The sequence below is a fragment of the Streptomyces sp. NBC_01546 genome (assembly GCF_045208355.1).
In the GTDB taxonomy this organism is placed as follows: Bacteria; Actinomycetota; Actinomycetes; order Streptomycetales; family Streptomycetaceae; genus Streptomyces.
In genome coordinates, this window is the sequence record NZ_CP109379.1 from 3010327 (window position 1) to 3027298 (window position 16972).

General features: G+C 73.0%; 17 protein-coding genes. 7 read left to right on the plus strand and 10 right to left on the minus strand.

The window, feature by feature from the left end:
* Window positions 1-18 precede the first annotated feature (18 nt).
* From fxsA to OHA89_RS13350, 4 genes are all read right to left on the minus strand, one after another.
* Entirely contained in the window at window positions 19-213 is a 195-nt protein-coding gene (fxsA, locus tag OHA89_RS13335) for an FxSxx-COOH cyclophane-containing RiPP peptide (RefSeq protein WP_257554227.1), read from the minus strand.
* 99 nt (window positions 214-312) lie between these two features.
* Window positions 313-3561 (minus strand): SAV_2336 N-terminal domain-related protein, encoded by a 3249-nt coding sequence (locus OHA89_RS13340; protein WP_406366240.1) that lies wholly within the window; start codon window positions 3559-3561, stop codon window positions 313-315.
* A gap of 6 nt (window positions 3562-3567) precedes the next feature.
* The gene (locus OHA89_RS13345; protein WP_215146815.1) at window positions 3568-4578 is read right to left on the minus strand and encodes a MoxR family ATPase; all 1011 of its coding nucleotides are present in this window, start codon (window positions 4576-4578) and stop codon (window positions 3568-3570) included.
* A gap of 22 nt (window positions 4579-4600) precedes the next feature.
* Complete coding sequence (locus OHA89_RS13350) at window positions 4601-6673, minus strand: trypsin-like peptidase domain-containing protein (RefSeq protein WP_406366242.1); 2073 nt, start codon at window positions 6671-6673, stop codon at window positions 4601-4603.
* A 131-nt stretch (window positions 6674-6804) separates the two neighbouring features.
* On the opposite strand from OHA89_RS13350, the gene OHA89_RS13355 reads away from it, so the two are divergent.
* On the plus strand, window positions 6805-6990 hold the full coding sequence (locus tag OHA89_RS13355) for a DUF6104 family protein (protein ID WP_010061466.1): 186 nt from the start codon (window positions 6805-6807) through the stop codon (window positions 6988-6990).
* Between the two features lie 104 nt (window positions 6991-7094).
* Here the strand turns inward: OHA89_RS13355 and sodN are convergent, their stop codons facing one another.
* Complete coding sequence (gene sodN, locus OHA89_RS13360) at window positions 7095-7490, minus strand: superoxide dismutase, Ni (protein WP_136215065.1); 396 nt, start codon at window positions 7488-7490, stop codon at window positions 7095-7097.
* 172 nt (window positions 7491-7662) lie between these two features.
* Between sodN and sodX the strand changes: the two genes are divergently transcribed.
* On the plus strand, window positions 7663-8088 hold the full coding sequence (sodX, locus tag OHA89_RS13365) for a nickel-type superoxide dismutase maturation protease (protein WP_215146813.1): 426 nt from the start codon (window positions 7663-7665) through the stop codon (window positions 8086-8088).
* Here sodX and OHA89_RS13370 read toward each other — a convergent pair.
* Window positions 7992-8621, minus strand: coding sequence for an ABATE domain-containing protein (locus OHA89_RS13370; protein ID WP_257554232.1), 630 nt, complete (start codon window positions 8619-8621; stop codon window positions 7992-7994). The two genes, sodX and OHA89_RS13370, sit on opposite strands and share 97 nt — an antisense overlap.
* Window positions 8622-8703: 82 nt before the next feature.
* Between OHA89_RS13370 and OHA89_RS13375 the strand changes: the two genes are divergently transcribed.
* Window positions 8704-9477 carry a class I SAM-dependent methyltransferase gene (locus OHA89_RS13375; RefSeq protein ID WP_257554233.1) on the plus strand — a complete coding sequence of 258 codons (774 nt, stop codon included), beginning with the start codon at window positions 8704-8706 and terminating at the stop codon, window positions 9475-9477.
* Between the two features lie 70 nt (window positions 9478-9547).
* Here the strand turns inward: OHA89_RS13375 and OHA89_RS13380 are convergent, their stop codons facing one another.
* The 3 genes from OHA89_RS13380 to OHA89_RS13390 are packed head-to-tail and all read right to left on the minus strand — an operon-like array spanning window position 9548 to window position 12254.
* Window positions 9548-10312, minus strand: coding sequence for an amino acid ABC transporter ATP-binding protein (locus OHA89_RS13380; protein WP_285444464.1), 765 nt, complete (start codon window positions 10310-10312; stop codon window positions 9548-9550).
* Complete coding sequence (locus OHA89_RS13385; protein ID WP_374199310.1) at window positions 10312-11253, minus strand: amino acid ABC transporter permease; 942 nt, start codon at window positions 11251-11253, stop codon at window positions 10312-10314. Before OHA89_RS13385 ends, OHA89_RS13380 begins: the two co-directional genes overlap by 1 nt.
* Window positions 11254-11291: 38 nt before the next feature.
* Entirely contained in the window at window positions 11292-12254 is a 963-nt protein-coding gene (locus tag OHA89_RS13390; RefSeq protein ID WP_266615022.1) for an ABC transporter substrate-binding protein, read from the minus strand.
* Window positions 12255-12778: 524 nt separating this feature from the next.
* On the opposite strand from OHA89_RS13390, the gene OHA89_RS13395 reads away from it, so the two are divergent.
* The 4 genes from OHA89_RS13395 (at window position 12779) to OHA89_RS13410 (ending at window position 15882) form a co-directional block, all read left to right on the plus strand.
* Window positions 12779-13981 carry an NADP-dependent malic enzyme gene (locus tag OHA89_RS13395; RefSeq protein WP_266615023.1) on the plus strand — a complete coding sequence of 401 codons (1203 nt, stop codon included), beginning with the start codon at window positions 12779-12781 and terminating at the stop codon, window positions 13979-13981.
* Window positions 13982-14136: 155 nt separating this feature from the next.
* Window positions 14137-15099: a zinc-binding dehydrogenase gene (locus OHA89_RS13400; RefSeq protein ID WP_406366246.1), complete on the plus strand. Its 963-nt coding sequence runs from the start codon at window positions 14137-14139 to the stop codon at window positions 15097-15099.
* A 61-nt stretch (window positions 15100-15160) separates the two neighbouring features.
* Window positions 15161-15370 (plus strand): helix-turn-helix domain-containing protein, encoded by a 210-nt coding sequence (locus tag OHA89_RS13405; RefSeq protein ID WP_042818984.1) that lies wholly within the window; start codon window positions 15161-15163, stop codon window positions 15368-15370.
* The gene (locus OHA89_RS13410) at window positions 15370-15882 is read left to right on the plus strand and encodes a Clp protease N-terminal domain-containing protein (RefSeq protein ID WP_406366248.1); all 513 of its coding nucleotides are present in this window, start codon (window positions 15370-15372) and stop codon (window positions 15880-15882) included. The genes OHA89_RS13405 and OHA89_RS13410 overlap by 1 nt, the downstream gene beginning before the upstream one ends.
* A 165-nt stretch (window positions 15883-16047) precedes the next feature.
* Here the strand turns inward: OHA89_RS13410 and OHA89_RS13415 are convergent, their stop codons facing one another.
* On the minus strand, window positions 16048-16971 hold the full coding sequence (locus tag OHA89_RS13415) for a helix-turn-helix transcriptional regulator (protein ID WP_406366250.1): 924 nt from the start codon (window positions 16969-16971) through the stop codon (window positions 16048-16050).
* Between the last annotated feature and the right edge of the window lies 1 nt (window position 16972).

A 16972-nucleotide genomic window follows, 5' to 3' on the forward strand; every position in this document is an offset into this window, starting at 1 on the left:
CTCGGGTGGCGCCCCGGGTCAATCGACCCCGGAGTCGAAGGCGTTCAGGATCTCGGCCGGGTGGGTCACCCGCTCGACCATGCCCTCGATCACCTGGGCCAGCACGGGATGGTCGATCCCGCGCAGCGCCGCCAGATCCAGCCCGGAGAGGTCCGGGAGCCGTCCGGGGCACTTGTGGACCACCACTGCCACGTCCTGATCCTTCGTCACCATGGGCCGCCCGTCCCCCTGTTGCGTCGCACGTTCGATGGTCCACTGCCTTTTCCCCTCCCCCGCTGCCCGGAAACGGCCGGGCCGGGGGCGCAGGGCGGCTCAGAGGGCCGCCTCCAGAGCGCTGATCCGCCCGGCGAGCGCCTCGGACCGCCCCTCCCACTGCCCCTCGGACCGCCCCTCGGCACCCGCGCCGAGCCGCCCCCACAACTCCAGCGCCGAGCGGTACGCGTCCAGGGCCGCCCGGGGCCGGGCCAGCCGCTCCAGTACCTCCCCGCGCAGCTCCTGCACGCGGGCCGCGAGCTGCACGGCGAGATCCTGGCGCTCCTCGCGGTCGGCCTCGAGGGCGGACCGCCAGGCCCGCCGGTAGGAGTCCGCCGCCCGGTCGAGGCGGTCCGCCGCCCGGGTGTGGCCGTGGATCTCCAGCTGCACGTCCGCGTGGTCCCGCCAGGCGCGGGCCCGTTCCAGCGGGCTGCGGCTCTGCCGGACGGCGAGTTCGAGCAGGTACTCCGCCTCCCGCAGGTCCACCGGGTCCCCTTCGTAGGTGTGCCGCAGCCGCAGCCCGGTGGCCAGCCTCAGCAGCCGGTGCGCCGCCCCCGGGTCGGACTGCGGCACCGCCGCCCGGCTGTCGCGCAGCACGCGTACGGCGGCCCCGGTGAACCGCCGCCCGTCGGCGGCCCGGGCCCGCTCCAGCAGTACGTCGCCCCACTCGGGCAGCAGCTCCCCGAAGGCCTCCGCGTCCCGGGGGATCAGCCGCCGGGCCCTGCCGTACGCCTCGGCGGCCTCCTCCAGCGCCACCGGGTCGGCGTCCCGCTCGTACCGGGCCCGGTGCACCCGCGCCAGGCACACCAGGGCGGCCACCCGCAGTTCGGGATCCCCGCCCGCCTCCCCGAAGGCCGCGTCCAGCTCCCCGGCCGCCTCCTCGAGCCGCCCGGGCAGGTACCGCAGCGCGCCGGCCAGCTCGACCCGGGTCCGGGCGCGCGTCTCCCGCCCGGCGGCGTCCTCCGCGGTCAGGCCGGTCACGGCCAGGCGGGCCGCGGCCTGTTCGGCCAGGGCCGTGCGCTCGGCCGGGTCGGGCGTGTGGGGCAGCAGGGCCAGCAGGACGCGGCCCAGGGCCCGTTGCAGCTCGGGGTACGCCGCGCCGCCGTCGTCGGCGCCTGCGACGGGCTCCAGGGCGGCCCGCGCCTCGCGCAGCGCGCCCGGGTCCTCGCGCAGCGCGCTCAGCCGGATCAGGGTCTCGGCCCGGCGCACCGCGCAGTCCCGGCGCAGCCCGGGGTCGGCGGAGGCGCCCGCCGCCGCGAACTCCCGGTCGGCGGCGGCCAGCAGGTCCGCCCGGGGTTCGGCGACCAGCGCCCGCTCGTACAGCACCCGGCCCAGCACGGCCCGGGCCGGGGCCGTGCGCAGGCCCGTCACGGTCCGCTCCGCCTCGGTGAGGAGTTCCGGGTCCCGCTGCGCCGCCCACAGCCGCAGCAGCGCGCCGGCCAGTTCGGTCTCGGCCTCCTCCGGCGGGTCGCCGGGCCCGGCCGGGGCCGCGACCGCCCGGCGCAGTACGGCCACGGCCTCGTAGAGCGCCCGCGCGTCCCCGTCCGCTTCCCCGTTCCCGTCCCGGTCCGCGTCGGCGAGCCGCTCCCGCGCGGCGCGCACCGCTCCGGCCCTCCCGGGCGGCGACGGGGGCGTGACGGCCTCGCGCACCGGCGGGCCCTCCTCGGGCATGCCGGGCAGGTAGCGCCGTACGACCTTGGCCGAGACCTGCGCGAAGGCCCGCGGGAGCCGCCCGGCGGGGACCCGATCGGCGTCCCCCGGCCCGGGGCCAGGGCCAGGGCCCGACCCCGGCCCCGGGCCGCCGTCGGCCGCCTCGGGCGGTGCTCCGGTGAGCTGAGAGACGGCGAGCGCGGGGAAGTTCCGTACGCCCCGCCCGAAGTGGGCCAGCACGTACTCCGAGCAGTGCTTGAGCACGAGAGCGGCCTCGTCCCGCCCCAGCGGCCCCAGCAGCACGTCCTGCACCCCGGGGGCGAACTCGTACCACTGCCCGGGGGTGTCCGCGCTGCGCCGCAGCAGGCCGCTCAGCAGTACCTCGGCCAGGTCCGAGGGTTCGGAGTCGGGCAGCATCGTGCGCTGCACCAGCCGCATGACGGGCAGCGTCAGCGGGGCCGCCGACAGGTACACGGCCAGCTGTACGGCCCGGGGCGCGGACGAGGACCGGAACCGCGCCACCAGCTCGCGCGGCGGCCGTACGGCACGGGGCGGCGGCAGGGGCGCGGCCGGGTGGGCGGCCAGCACCCGGCCCACTTCGGCCGGTACCGGGCCGGTGCCGATTCCGGCGACGAGCCGGGCCCATGCCCCGAGGGCGATGGCGCTCGGCGGCAGCACGGGCACGGTGAGCCCTCCCGTGGGCCGCCCGGGCAGCGGCGGCCGGTCCGACCGGAATTTCAGCTTCCCTGCGCTGCCCTCGACCCGGGAGAGCGTGCCGCGCTCGGTCGGCAGCCAGCTGCGGCCCCACAGCCGCTGGGGCAGCGGCTGGACGACCACGCACGGGGTGCATTCGGCCCAGCGGTGCAGCAGCCGCTGGGCCGAGCCCTCGCGCCACAGCGGTCCGGCGCAGTCGGAGACCACCATGGTCAGCGCCCGGCCGGTGGGGTCGCGCAGCTGGTCCCCCGAGCGCAGCCCGGCGCCGGGCACGGGGCCGCGCCCGAGCGCCGCGGTACCGTCGGCGAGCCGGTGCAGGTAGTGCACCTGAACGTCCCGGAAGGCCCCCAACCGCTCGCACACGGTACGCAGTTCCTCGAACATTTCCTGCCACACCGCCATCGACGGCGACGCGTCCATCACCAGCCGTACGGTGGCCTCGCGCCGGCTCTCCGGTTTGAGCACCGGGATGATCAGCCCGAGGGCCCGGGCGCTGGCCTCGGCGGTGGCCGGTTCGTCGAGCACCGTCCGGATGGGCGGCGCGGGCGGGCGGTGCCGCTGGAGGGCGCGCAGGGCCCGCTGTATCTCGAGGATCCGGGGCAGCGCGGCCGCCCCGGGCACCCGTACGGGCACCCCGCGCTCCCCGGGCGGCTCCCCGGTGAGCTCCGCTTCCGCTTCGCCGGCGCGGCGCGGCCCGGGCGCGTAGAGCCTGATCGGATCCTCAGTCTCCGGTTCCACCCGCTCGGGATCCTCAGGCAGCCTGACCGGATCATCAGCCTCCGGCTCGGGTACGGGCACCTCCGCACCCGGCGCCGGCTGCCCGGGCCGGCGGATCCGTGCGGCCAGCCACAGCGCGTCGGCGAGCTCCTCGGCGGACGGATCGAGCCCGGCGCGGCGCAGCAGCGCGGCCAGTTCGCGGACGCCGGGCGGTCCGGCGGGCGGCACGGCCCGTCACCTCGGGCGGTCGAGGCGCTGGATGAGCAGGTCCGCGAGGTCCTCCCGGGTGGGCGGGGCTGCGTAGTGGGTCAGGTAGACGGCGTTCAGCAGCTGGTCGGCGGCGACCAGCTCGGACTGCGAGCGGCTGAGGAACTCCCGGATCAGGTCGGCCCCCAACTGGGCGGCCTCCTCCCCGAGGTGGGCGCGGACCATGGTGGCGAGCCGCTTCTCACCGGGCTGTCCGAGCTTGAGCTGAATGCAGCGCCGCAGCAGCGCGGCGGGGAAGTCCCGCTCCCCGTTGCTGGTCAGGATGATGAAGGGGAAGGCCCGGCAGCGCACCCGGCCGCCCATGACGGTCACCTTCGACCCGTCGTCCGTGAGCACCTGCACCTCGGGCTCGGTGTCGGCCACCCGCTCCAGCTCGGGAAGGGCGAACTCCCCTTCCTCCAGCACGTTCAGCAGGTCGTTGGGGAGGTCGATGTCGCTCTTGTCGAGCTCGTCGACGAGCAGGACCCGGGGCCGCGCGGTGGGCAGCAGGGCGGTGCCCAGCGGCCCGAGCCGGATGTACTTGCCGATCCCCGGAGCCCCGCCCGGAGCCCCGCCGCTCGCCGCGATCTGCACGTCCTGGAGCCGGGCGAGGGCGTCGTAGCGGTAGAGCCCGTCCTGGAGCACGGTCCGCGACACCACCGGCCAGCGCAGCACCCGCCCCAGCTTCAGCTCGTGGGCGACGGCGTGCGCGAGGGTGGACTTGCCCGTGCCGGGAAAGCCCGTCACCAGCAGCGGCCGGCGCAGGTACAGGGCGGCGTTGATGGCCTCCAGCTCCTCCGGCTCGGGCCGGTGCAGCTCGGCGGCCTGCCGGTGGGCCCCGAGCCGCCGGGCGACGTTCCCGTCCGTCACCGCCGCCGGACCGCCCGCCTCCACCACGGGCCCGCCGTCGAAGTCCCGCCACGGCGGCGGATCGGGCAGGGCCTCGATCCCGTCGTGCGGCTCACCGACACCTCGGTATATGAGCCATTCGTCGTTCATCGGTGCTGCTCCCTCCTGCCGGTCACAGATCGCCCTGGAGCGGCTCGTCCTCGGGCAGGGCGCGTGCGGGGTCGTTCCAGACGAGTGCCGCCCCCGCCGTCCAGTACGCGTCCGGGTCGGCCCCGTACGCCCGCCCCCGCAGCGCCTGCAACCGCAGCGGCAGCACCTCCGCCCGTCCGGCGTCGGCCAGTTCCTCCCGCAGCCCGCGGTGGAAGGGGGCGCACGACACCCCCGGATCCGCCGGGGGCCGCCGGCACACCACCACCCCGTACCCGGCGTCCCGCACCGCATGCAGCGAGCCGAGCGTGGGCTCCTCCGCCGCCGCCCGGCAGTGCACCGGCACGGTGTTGTCGGGGAGCCCGGCCAGCCAGCCCGCGGACGGGCTGCGCGGCCGTCCCCGTACGCAGTCGGCCCGTTCGTCCAGCAGCGGTCCCGCCTGCGCCCGCGCCCACCGGGCGGCCGCCGCGGGCGCGGGGTCCGCGGCCGGGTACCGGAACACCACCGGCCGCTGCACCCCCACCGGCACCCTGCCCACCAGCACCCACTCGTCCGCCGCCAGCCCGAACAGCTCCGGGGCGACGGCCACTTCGAGCGGAGCCGCCGCCTCGTGGGTGTCGCAGCGCCGGAAGGCCTCGGCGAGCGGGGCCCGTAACGCCTCCGGCAGGCCCGCCTCGGTGGCCCGTACCCCGGAGTCCACCGGTGTCACCCGCCCCGGATGTTCCGGGCCCGCCAGCACCGACACCCGCCAGTCGTAGACGTCCTCCCAGCCGTGCGCCCACACCTCCAGCAGGACCGACGCCCCGGGCGGCAGCCCGCCGGACGGCCGGACCGGACCGTGCACCGCCTGCCCGGCCAGGGCCCGCCGGCGCCGCGCCCGCTCGGCCAGGCCCCGCTCGTGGCGCTCGCCGAGCTCCCGGCGCAGCGGGCGCCACAGCCGCACGGCGGTGGCCCGTACCCAGTCCCACAACTCCTCGTCGGCGCCCGGCGTCGGCGGCTCGCGGTAGTCGGCCACGCTCACGTCCGTCGCGTACCGGAGCATGGCCGCGGCCTCCCCCGCCCCGCCCGGCGGGTCGTGCAGCAGCCCCAGGCCGTCGCGCCAGCTGAGCGGGGCGAGCGGATGCGGCTCCGGCTCCTCCCCGCGCGCCGCCTCCACCAGGGCCCGTACGACCTCCGAGGAGCCCGGCGGGGGCAGTTCGGCGAGCAGCCCGCACAGGGTGGTGCGCTCGCCGGGGGTGAGCCGGCCGCGCCCGCCGTACGGGTCCCCGTCCTCGGCCGGGAGTTCGCCGTGCGCGTCCGTCCAGGTCCGGCGGCTGTTGAGGTCGCTGAGGTGCTGGTCGTAGTGGTGCAGGTCGTGGGCCTGCATGACCCGGCGGTAGAGCCCGGTCTGGCCGCGCGCGGGCATCGGCAGGGTGCGCAGCTGCACGACGGAGACGGCGAGCCCGCCGCCCCCGGTGTGCCGCCGGGCCTTGACCACGCCGACGACCTCGCCGCGGGCCAGGTCGACCACCGGCCCGCCGGACATGCCGGGATCGATCTCGTCGTCGCCGCCGAGCCGGATGGCCGCGCCGTGGCCCGCGGTGCCGCGCAGCCGGGTGGTGCGGCCGGTGATCTCGGGCGTGCCCAGGTCTTCGGTGCAGCCGAAGTAGGCGACCTCGTCGAAGCGGGGCCTGGAGCGGTCGGTCAGCCAGACGCAGGCGTGCGAGACGGGGGCCAGGACCCTGATCAGCGCCAGGTCGGGCAGGTCCCACAGGGCCCGCCGGCCGGGACGCCGCTCCTCCAGCCGCTCGGGCAGTACGCACTCCACGCGCCCGGCGACCGTACCGGTGGAGCCGTTGCCGGTGACGCTGACCCCCGAGGAGAAGGTGATGCCTACCTCGCGCCCCGTCAGACGCACCGCAGCACCCCCTTCACCGACCACGTGCGCACACGTCAGGACCCAGCCGGGGGCGATGAAGAAGCCGCTCCCCCAGGTGGGTCCGGTCCCAGCCGTTCCATACCCGTCCGGCGGGGCGTGGACGCGTACGGTCGCCGCCTGGACGAGGGGCTCCAGGAGCTCGAAGGCGCGCGCGGAGCCGACCGTGCGCCCCTCCGTCATACGCGCCCCCCCCGCTCGTGAGGCGTCCAGGTTAGCGCCGGAGGCTCCGCAGCCGGGAGGCTTCGCGGCCGGGCGGATTATCCTGGCGGGAAACACCCCCTGAACACCCTCATCACGGCACGGAGCCCGACTTGTACTTCACCGATCGCGGCATCGAGGAGCTGGAGAAGCGGCGCGGCGAGGAGGAGGTCACCTTCGAGTGGCTCGCCGAGCAGCTGCGCACCTTCGTCGACCTGAACCCGGACTTCGAGGTCCCGGTGGAACGCCTGGCCACCTGGCTGGCCCGCCTGGACGACGAGGACGACGAGGACGAGTGACCCGTACGAGAACGGCCCGGCTGCCAGGTGGGCAGTCGGGCCGTTCTTGTTGTCGCGTCGCCCGCCGAAGACGGCGCGGGCGGGCAGGGGTACCGGGCGCCGGATCAGGCGGCCTTGGTCTCCCAGAAGATGCGGTCGATCTCGGCGATGAGCTCGAGGGCCTTCTGGCCGGTCGCCGGGTCGTTCGACGCCTTGGCGGCCGAGAGGGCCTTCAGGGTGTCGTTGACCAGGGTGTGCAGCTGCGGGTACTTCTCGAAGTGCGGCGGCTTGAAGTAGTCGCTCCACAGCACCGAGACGTGGTGCTTCGCGAGCTCGGCGCGCTGCTCCTTGATGGTGATGGCGCGCGCGCGGAAGTCGGCGTCGTCGTTGGCCTGGTACTTCTCCTGCACGGCCTTGACGGACTCGGCCTCGATGCGGGCCTGGGCAGGGTCGTACACGCCGCACGGCAGATCGCAGTGGGCGGAGACCTTCGCCTTGGGGGCGAAGAGGCGGGAAAGCATGGAGTGTGTCCTCCTCGTGATCGTCTTCTCAAGGGGGAGATTACTCGCTCGGAATCGCCTTTTCGCGGTCGCCCCCATGGGCTTAGGACAAAAGTCCAGGGTCGCGGGCGGACCGGTGAGCGAATGTACGGATCCGTACGGCAGCATGCGGGGGGTGACGAGGAGGTCGGGCATGACGGAGAACGGGCGCCGCCCGCGCAAGCGGTTCGAGGTGCTGGAGGTGACGGGGCCGTCGATGGTGCCCACGCTGCTCCACGGCGACCGGCTGGTGGTCCGCTACGGGGCGGCCGTCCGTCCGGGTGACGTGGTGGTGCTGCGCCACCCGTTCCAGCAGGACCTGTTGGTGGTCAAGCGCGCGGTGGAGCGGCGGCCGGGCCGCTGCTGGTGGGTGCTCGGCGACAACCCGTACAACGAGACCGGCGACAGCACCGTCTACGGGCCGGTGCCCGAGGAGCTGGTGCTGGCGACGGCGGTCCTGCGGTTCCGGCCGCGCGAGGACGCTCAGCGCTCGCTGAGGGCGCGGCTCTCGTGGGCGGCCTCGGCGCTGCGCCCGCTCTGGGCGGACGCCTCGGCCTCCAGCCGCTTGCGGGCGCGGTAGGCCGCCACGTTCGCCCGGGTGGCGCACCGGTCGGAGCAGTACCGCCGGGAGCGGTTGGTGGAGGTGTCGAGGTAGGCGTTGCGGCAGGGCGCGGCCTGGCACAGGCCGAGCCGGTCGGGGCCGTGCTCGGTGAGGTGGAAGGCCAGGCCGAAGGAGGCCATGGCGGCGTAGCCCGCGGAGGCGTTCGAGGGGTGCTCGGCGAGGTGGATGTGCCAGTCGGGGGCGCCGTCCTCGCCGAGGGTCTCGTGGCCGGAGACCTGGGGGCTGACGGGGAACTCCATGAGCAGCGAGTTCAGCAGGTCGACGGCGAGGACGTGGTCGCCGCCGTCGGCCGCCTCGAAGACTGCGCGCAGCCGGCCGCGGACGTTGCGGAAGCGGGTGACGTCGGTGTCGGTGACCCGGCGGGCCATCTGCACGCTGGCGCCGAACAGGGCGCGAACGGCGTCGACCGAGGTCAGCGAGTCCTTGTTGCGGGCCGGCTCCTCGGTGTTGACCAGGCGCACGGCGAAGTCCGAGTAATGGGCCAGTTCCACTTGTAGTCCTTACGGCTGCGGATTAGTGTCTCCGGTAACGGCTGAGACGTATTCGAGGGTATTACGTACGGAGGGGTTCGTGATGGTGGATACGACGGGGACGGCCGGTACCAGCGCCTACTGGCAGGCATGGCAGGACAGCTGGGACCGCCAGCAGGAGTGGTACATGCCCGACCGCGAGGAGCGGTTCCGGGTGATGCTGGACATGGTCGAGGCCCTGGTCGGCCCCGCCCCCCGGGTGCTGGATCTCGCGTGCGGTACGGGAAGTATTACGGACCGCGTGCTCAAGCGGTTCCCGGAGGCCACCAGCACGGGCGTCGACCTCGACCCGGCGCTGCTGGCCATCGCCCGGGGCCACTTCGCGGGCGACGACCGGGTCACCTTCGTGACCGCCGACCTCAAGGACCCCGAGTGGCGCGCGGCCCTCCCCCACGACGCGTACGACGCGGTCCTGACGGCGACGGCCCTGCACTGGCTGCCCAGCAAGGACCTGGCCGTGCTGTACGGGCAGCTCGCGCCCCTGGTCCGCCCGGGCGGGGTGTTCATGAACGCCGATCACATGCCCGACCCGGCCACCCCGCGCATCGACGCCGCCGAGCACGCCCACCGGCACGCCGGGATGGACCGCGCCAAGGCGTCCGGGGTGCCCGACTGGCGCGAGTGGTGGGCCCTGGCCGCCGCGGATCCGGTACTGGCCGAGCCGGTGAAGCGGCGCTTCGAGATCTACGGGGAGCACGCCGACGGCGACACCCCCTCCGAGGCCTGGCACGCACGCACCCTGCTCGACGCGGGGTTCGCGGAGGCCCGTACGGTCTGGCGCTCCCCCTCGGACGGGCTGGTCCTAGGTCTGAAGTAGGGACTCGAGAACGGCGGAGGGGCGGTACGGGAATCCCGTACCGCCCCTCCTTCGCACGTCCGGCCCGGTGTCAGAGCACCTTGGACAGGAACGCCTTCGTCCGGTCGTGCTGCGGGTTGCCCAGCACATCGCGCGGGTGGCCGGACTCGACCACCACGCCGCCGTCCATGAAGACGAGGTTGTCGCCGACCTCGCGGGCGAAGCCCATCTCGTGCGTGACCACGATCATGGTCATGCCCGACTCGGCCAGGTCCCGCATGACGTCGAGGACGTCACCCACCAGCTCCGGGTCGAGCGCCGAGGTGGGCTCGTCGAAGAGCATCAGCTTCGGCTCCATGGCGAGCGCGCGGGCGATCGCCACGCGCTGCTGCTGGCCGCCGGAGAGCTGGGTGGGGTAGTTCCCGCCCTTGTCGCCGAGGCCCACACGGTCCAGGAGGCGTGCGGCACGCTCGCGCGCCACCGCCTTGGACTCGCCCTTGACCATGACCGGGGCTTCCATGACGTTCTCTATGGCCGTCATGTGCGGGAAGAGGTTGAAGCGCTGGAAGACCATGCCGATGTCCCGGCGCTGGGCCGCGACCTCGCTGTCCTTCAGCTCGTAGAGCTTGTCGCCCTTCTCGCGGTAGCCGACGAGGGTCCCGTCGACGTACAGCCGTCCGGCGTTGACCTGCTCCAGGTGGTTGATGCACCGCAGGAAGGTCGACTTGCCGGAGCCGGACGGGCCGACCAGGCAGAAGACCTCACGCGGGGCGACCTCCAGGTCGATGCCCTTGAGGATGTGCGCCGCACCGTAGGACTTGTGGACGCCCTCGGCCTTCACCATGGCAGTCGTCATCAGGCCACCGCCTTGCGGTTCGAGAAGCGGGACAGTTTCGCCTTGATCTTCTGCAGCGGCGTGGGCGGCAGCGAGCGGAGCGCACCGCGGGCGTAGCGGCGCTCCAGGTAGTACTGGCCGACGCTGAACACGCTGGTCAGGGCGAGGTACCAGATCGACGCGACGAAGAACATCTCCATCACCGCGAACGAGGTGGACGCGATGTCCTGGGCCGCGCGCAGCAGGTCGAAGTACTGCACGGCGACGACGAGCGACGAGGTCTTGAGCATGTTGATGAACTCGTTGCCCGACGGCGGCACGATCACCCGCATGGCCTGCGGCAGCACGACGCGGCGCATGGTCTGCATCCGGGTCATGCCGAGCGCGTGCGAGGCCTCGCTCTGGCCCTCGTCGACCGACTGGATGCCGGCCCGGACGATCTCCGCCATGTACGCGCCCTCGTTGAGGCCGAGACCCAGCAGGGCGGCCAGGAAGGGCGTCATGACCTGGGTCATCTCGTCCTTGTAGAACCCGAGGTTCAGGATCGGGAAGATCAGGGCGAGGTTGAACCAGATGAGGAGCTGCACGTACACCGGGGTGCCGCGGAAGAGCCAGATGTAGAACCAGGAGATGGTGCTGGTCACCGGGTTCTTCGAGAGGCGCATCACGGCGAAGAGGACACCGAGCACCAGGCCCAGGGCCATCGAGGCGACGCTGATCCAGATCGTGTTGACGACGCCACGCAGGATGGTGGGGTCGAACAGCTTCTCCGGCACGGTCGCCCAGCGCACGTTGCCCTGCGAGAAGGCGATCGCGAGCGCCACGACCAGGCCGATGACGACCACGGCGCTGATCCAGCGGCCGTAGTGGCGGACCGGGATGGCGCGGATCATCTCGGGGGGGACGGCCCCGGCCGGCGGGGTGTCCGCCGGGTCCGGGACCTTGTCGAGCTTGTCAGTCACAGTGACTGCCCTTCAGTGTGCTGCGGTCTGCGCGGAGATCAGGAGCCCGCGTTGATCTTGGCCTCGGTCACGGCGCCGGAGCCCGCATTCCACTTGTCCAGGGCGGCCTTGTACGTGCCGTCCTTGATGACCGCGTCGAGGGCTTCCTTGAGCGCGTCGCGCAGCTCGGTGTTCTTCTTGTCCACGGCGATGCCGAAGAGGCCGGCGTCAGTCGGGTTGGCGATGGCCTCGAAGTCGTTGCCGCCGCCCGCGGTCTGCGCGATGTACGCGGCGACCGGGGAGTCGTTCAGGTCGGCGACGGCGCCGCCGGCCTTCACGCGGGTCTGGGCCTCGGCGTCGGTCGGGAAGGACTCGATGCCGATCTCGCCCTTGCCGGCCGTCTTGCACTTCTCGGACTGGTCCTTGGCGGACTGCTCGTACGTCGTGCCGCGCTGGACGGCGACCTTCTTGCCGCACAGGTCGTCGAGGGTCTTGATGCCCTCGGGGTTGCCCTTCTTGACCAGGATGCCGGTCGAGGCGGAGAAGTAGTCGACGAAGTCGACACCGGCACCGGTCTTGGCGCCCTTGTCGTCCAGGCCCTCCTGACGGGCCTTGGTGTCGGTGAGCGAGGACATGACCAGGTCGCTGCGGCCCGTCTGCATGCTGCCGATCAGGGTGTCGAAGGTGCCGGACTCGAACTTGAACGTCACACCGAGCTGCTTGGCCAGGGCCGCCGCCACGTCGGGGTCGACACCGACGATCTTGCCGCCCTCGGTGAACTCCATCGGCGCGTAGGTCGCGTCCGTGCCGACCTTGATGACACCCGCGTCCTGGATCTTCTTCGGAAGCTTCGAGAAGAGCGGTGCGCTGCTGTTGTTCGCCTGGCCGGACGGGGTCGTGGAGGCCTTGTCCGTCTGGTCGCCACAGCCGGTGAGGATCAGGGCGCCGGCGACCGCGATCGCGCCGACCGCGGCGATCCGGGACCGTGCGGCGGTCGTACGACGGGTGATGCTTGCGGTCATGAGCGGGTTCCTCCGGCTGATGGAAAAGCACCGAAAAATGGTCGGGCACGCACCATCGAGTGTCGCGACCTTGTGTGATTACGGCATCTTGCCATTCGGACTGCCGCATTCAGGGTGCCCGTGAGGTCAAAATCAGATAACGGACACGCCCGACGACCCAACAGGACTGCGGGCAAGGGCCCTCGGAGCCGCACAAAACGCCGTGACCAGCCCGTTTGGGCTCACTATTTGCGGTGCGTCTCGCCCATTGGACACAAGGGTTTGGACTTTTAGCCAAAACCATGACAAGCAGCCTATGGTCGAGCCGGAATCGACTCGTCTGGGTGAGCGTTCATCCGGTAGAACAGATCCTTACACCCCTCATCCGGGGCTCAGGGCGCGCGTGCGGCGCGCCCGCGCGTACGAACCTCCCCTCCGCGGAGGCGGTCCAACCGTCGATGCGGAGTACGAACGCGGTGCCCGCCCACCCCTTAACCAGGAGTGGCCACCCTCAACGATTCAAAGGACTTAAGGGGTCACACAAAGTGGCAGCGGAGATCGTCAACCCTCACACTGACAGCGCGACGGACAACAACCCGGACGCGGTGTTCGCGCTGCACCGGGGCGGCAAGATGGCCATCCAGGCCACGGTGCCGGTCAACAACAAGGACGACCTGTCCCTCGCGTACACCCCCGGCGTGGCGAAGGTGTGCAGCGCCATCGCCGAGCAGCCGGACCTGGTGAACGAGTACACCTGGAAGTCCAACGTGGTCGCCGTCGTCACCGACGGCACGGCCGTGCTCGGGCTCGGTGACATCGGTCCCGAGGCCTCCCTCCCCGTGATGGAGGGCAAGGCCATTCTCTTCAAGCAGTTCGGCGGCGTGGACGCGGTTCCGATCGCGCTCGCGACCAAGGACACGGACGAGATCATCGAGACGGTCATCCGTCTCGCGCCGTCCTTCGGCGGGGTGAACCTGGAGGACATCTCCGCGCCCCGCTGCTTCGAGATCGAGCGCCGCCTTCAGGAGGCGCTCGACATCCCGATCTTCCACGACGACCAGCACGGCACGGCCATCGTCACGCTGGCCGCGCTGCGCAACGCCGCGAAGCTCACCGGGCGCACGCTCGGCGACCTGCGCGCCGTGATCTCGGGTGCGGGCGCCGCGGGCATCGCCATCGCCAAGATCCTGGTGGACGCGGGCATCGGCGACGTGTGCGTGACGGACCGCAAGGGCGTCGTCTCGGCGGACCGCTCGGACCTGACGGACGTCAAGGCGGAGATCGCGGGCCTGACCAACAAGACGGGCCAGACCGGCTCGCTGGAGAAGGCCCTCGCGGGCGCGGACGTCTTCATCGGCGTCTCCGGCGGCACGGTCCCCGAGGCGGCGGTGGCCTCGATGGCGAAGGACGCGTTCGTCTTCGCCATGGCCAACCCGAACCCGGAGGTCCACCCGGACGTCGCGCACAAGTACGCGGCGGTCGTGGCCACGGGCCGCTCGGACTTCCCGAACCAGATCAACAACGTGCTGGCCTTCCCGGGCATCTTCGCGGGCGCCCTCAAGGTGCGCGCGACCCGGATCACCGAGGGCATGAAGATCGCCGCCGCCGACGCCATCGCCGGTGTCGTGGGTGACGAGCTCTCCGCCGACTACGTGATCCCGTCGCCGTTCGACCCGCGCGTCGCGGAGGCCGTCTCCGCGGCCGTCTCCGCCGCGGCGAAGGCCGACGGCGTGGCCCGCCTGGCCTGATCTCCGCAACAAGCTGTACGGGCAGCGGCCCGGCCGGATCCATCCGGCCGGGCCGCTGCCTTTTTGACGCGCCGCTCGCCCGGTGCGACGAAGACCTCACCGCCCCGGTCCCGGAGGGGCTGGAACCCCGGCCTACCCAGCGGTAGCGTCGCGGCATGTTCGCTGCCTATGCCGCCCGAATCGACCGTGACCACCCGCTGAACGGCCTGGAGCTGGGCGAGCGCCCCGCCCCCGAGGCCCGCCCCGGGTGGGTGACCGTGAACGTCAAGGCCGCCTCGCTCAACCACCACGACCTGTGGTCGCTGCGCGGGGTGGGCCTCGGCCAGGACAAACTCCCGATGATCCTCGGCTGCGACGCCGCCGGGACCGACCAGGACGGCAACGAGGTCGTCCTGCACTCCGTGATCGGCCAGAGCGGTCACGGGGTCGGCCCGGACGAGCCCCGCTCGATCCTGACCGAGCGCTACCAGGGGACCTTCGCCGAGCAGGTCACCGTGCCCGCCTGGAACGTCCTGCGCAAGCCCCCCGGGCTCTCGTTCGAGGAGGCCGCCTGTCTGCCGACGGCCTGGCTGACGGCGTACCGGATGCTGTTCACCAACGCCGGGGTCCGCCCCGGGGACTCCGTCCTCGTCCAGGGCGCCGGCGGCGGGGTGGCCACCGCCGCCATCGTCCTCGGCAAGGCGGCCGGCCTGCGCGTCTTCGCCACCAGCCGGGACGAGGCCAAGCGCAAGCGGGCGGTGGAACTGGGCGCCCTGGAGGCGTACGAGCCCGGCGCGCGGCTGCCGCAGCGGGTGGACGCCGTCATCGAGACGGTGGGCGCGGCCACCTGGTCGCACTCGGTGAAATCCCTGCGCCCGGGCGGCACCCTGGTCATCTCCGGCGCCACGAGCGGCGACCGCCCGGAGCACGCCGAGCTGACCCGGATCTTCTTCCTGGAGCTGAAGGTGGTCGGCTCGACGATGGGCTCGAAGGACGAGCTGGAGGACCTGCTGTCGTTCTGCGCGACCACCGGGGTGCGGCCGGTCATCGACGAGGTGCTGCCGCTGGACCGGGCGCGCGAGGGGTTCGAGAAGCTCGCGTCGGGCGACCTCTTCGGGAAGATCGTCCTCACCCCGTAACCCGCACCCGGGCGTCAATAAGGGTTGACGCCCTCTCCCGTGTCAACCTACATTGACATCCATGACGGAAGCTACCGACCTCGCCGAGCGGGCCGGCGACCGCGACCCGCGCGTGGGCCTGCGTGCCGTGGCCGCCCTCCGCAGACTGCTGGAGCAGCTGGAGGCCGTACAGGTACGCAGTGCCCGCGCGCAGGGATGGTCCTGGCAGGAGATCGCGGCCGAGCTGGGCGTCAGCCGGCAGGCCGTGCACAAGAAGCACGGGAGGCTTTGATGTTCGAACGCTTCACGACCGAGGCCCGCGACACCGTGACGGGCGCCGCAGCCGAGGCCCGGCAGGCCGGATCCGCCACGGTCACCGAGGAACACCTGCTGCTCGCCCTGCTGTCCCGCGGCGCCTTGGACTTCCTGGGCGTCGACCGTGCGGCGCTGGCCGCGGACCTCGCCGCGGCCCGCCGCCGGGGCGGCATGTCCAGGGCGGACGAGGAGGCGCTGGCCGGGCTCGGCATCGACCTCTCGGAGATCGTCTCCCGCGTCGAGGAGGCCCACGGCGAGGGCGCGCTGTCCCCGGCGGCCCCCCGGCGGCGGACGCGGCACATCCCCTTCACCCAGGGCGCGAAGAAGGTCCTGGAACAGTCCTTGCGGATCGCCCTGGGCCGCAAGGACCGCCGCATCGCCGCCACGCACCTACTGCTGGCACTGCTCTCCCGCCCCGGCACGGTCGCCGAGGTCCTGACGGACCACGGCGTCACCTACGCGACCGCGGAGACGGGCCTGGCAGCCTAGGGCGTGTCTTTCGGATCTTGTCGGCCGAGCCCGCGTTGTCCGGTGCCGTGCATCGCAAGGCGGAGGAGCTCCCCTCGTACTGGACGTACTTGGGAGCCCCGACAACGCGGCGAGGTGCGGTGCCGGGCAGCGCGGGCCCGGCAAGGTCCGAAAGACACGCCCTAGTCACGCACCGTTGAGAGCGGCCTTGAGGCGGGAGGCCGCCGCGGCGAGGTGGGCGCGGGCCTCGGCCAGCTGGGCCGCGGACACCCCGTGGTCGCGGGCCGCGTCGCGGACGTCGTCACGGAAACGGTCCAGCAGCCGGTCCAGGTCCCGGGCCGGGTCGCCGGTGGGGGTCAGGTCCTCGGCCCAGCCGGTGTCGGCCACCGGGGGCGCCGCGGAGTCGGCCGGCGCGGTCGGCTGGGTCGGCTGGGTCGGCGCGGTCGGCGCGGTCGGCGTCGTACCGCCGCCGAGCCAGGCTCCGGCCAGACTGCCCAGGACCCCGCCCGACTTGGCGAACTGCTCCTGGAGCTGCCCCGCGATGCGCTGGACCTCCTCACGGGCCCGCTCCTGGGCCTCCTTGGCCTGACGGCGGGCCTGCTGGGCCTCCTCGCGAGCCCGGCGGCTCTCGTCCTTCGCCCGCCGAGCCTGCTCCTTCCACTCCTGCCGGGCCTTGCTCATCTCCTCCTTGATCGTCTTCCAGGACTCGTCGTCGACCCTCGTCGCCGACGCGGAGGCCGCCGCCCGCATCTCGCGCCGCAGGTCACCGGCCGCGCCCCGGACGTCGTCGCGGATCTCGGCGGCCAGTTCGGTGACCGAGTCGCGGATCTCCAGCTCCAGGTCGGCGAGTTCGCCGCCGCGGTCGGCCAGTTCGGCCCGGCCCGCCTCGGTGATCGAGTACACCTTGCGCCCGCCTTCGGTGGCGTGTGTGACCAGGCCCTCGGCCTCCAGCTTGGCCAGCCGCGGGTACACCGTGCCCGCGGAGGGCGCGTACAGGCCCTGGAAACGCTCCTCCAGCAGTCGGATCACCTCGTACCCGTGCCGCGGGGCCTCGTCCAGCAGCTTGAGGAGGTAGAGGCGGAGGCGGCCGTGGGCGAAGACGGGCGGCATG

Excerpts from the sequence above, each read along its gene's own strand:
- fxsA (WP_257554227.1), bottom strand. The coding sequence starts at position 213 with ATGGTGACGAAGGATCAGGACGTGGCAGTGGTGGTCCACAAGTGCCCC.
- OHA89_RS13345 (WP_215146815.1), bottom strand. The coding sequence starts at position 4,578 with ATGAACGACGAATGGCTCATATACCGAGGTGTCGGTGAGCCGCACGAC.
- OHA89_RS13350 (WP_406366242.1), bottom strand. The coding sequence starts at position 6,673 with ATGACGGAGGGGCGCACGGTCGGCTCCGCGCGCGCCTTCGAGCTCCTG.
- sodN (WP_136215065.1), bottom strand. The coding sequence starts at position 7,490 with ATGCTTTCCCGCCTCTTCGCCCCCAAGGCGAAGGTCTCCGCCCACTGC.
- sodX (WP_215146813.1), top strand. The coding sequence starts at position 7,663 with ATGACGGAGAACGGGCGCCGCCCGCGCAAGCGGTTCGAGGTGCTGGAG.
- OHA89_RS13375 (WP_257554233.1), top strand. The coding sequence starts at position 8,704 with ATGGTGGATACGACGGGGACGGCCGGTACCAGCGCCTACTGGCAGGCA.
- OHA89_RS13380 (WP_285444464.1), bottom strand. The coding sequence starts at position 10,312 with ATGACGACTGCCATGGTGAAGGCCGAGGGCGTCCACAAGTCCTACGGT.
- OHA89_RS13390 (WP_266615022.1), bottom strand. The coding sequence starts at position 12,254 with ATGACCGCAAGCATCACCCGTCGTACGACCGCCGCACGGTCCCGGATC.
- OHA89_RS13400 (WP_406366246.1), top strand. The coding sequence starts at position 14,137 with ATGTTCGCTGCCTATGCCGCCCGAATCGACCGTGACCACCCGCTGAAC.
- OHA89_RS13405 (WP_042818984.1), top strand. The coding sequence starts at position 15,161 with ATGACGGAAGCTACCGACCTCGCCGAGCGGGCCGGCGACCGCGACCCG.
- OHA89_RS13410 (WP_406366248.1), top strand. The coding sequence starts at position 15,370 with ATGTTCGAACGCTTCACGACCGAGGCCCGCGACACCGTGACGGGCGCC.
- OHA89_RS13415 (WP_406366250.1), bottom strand. The coding sequence starts at position 16,971 with ATGCCGCCCGTCTTCGCCCACGGCCGCCTCCGCCTCTACCTCCTCAAG.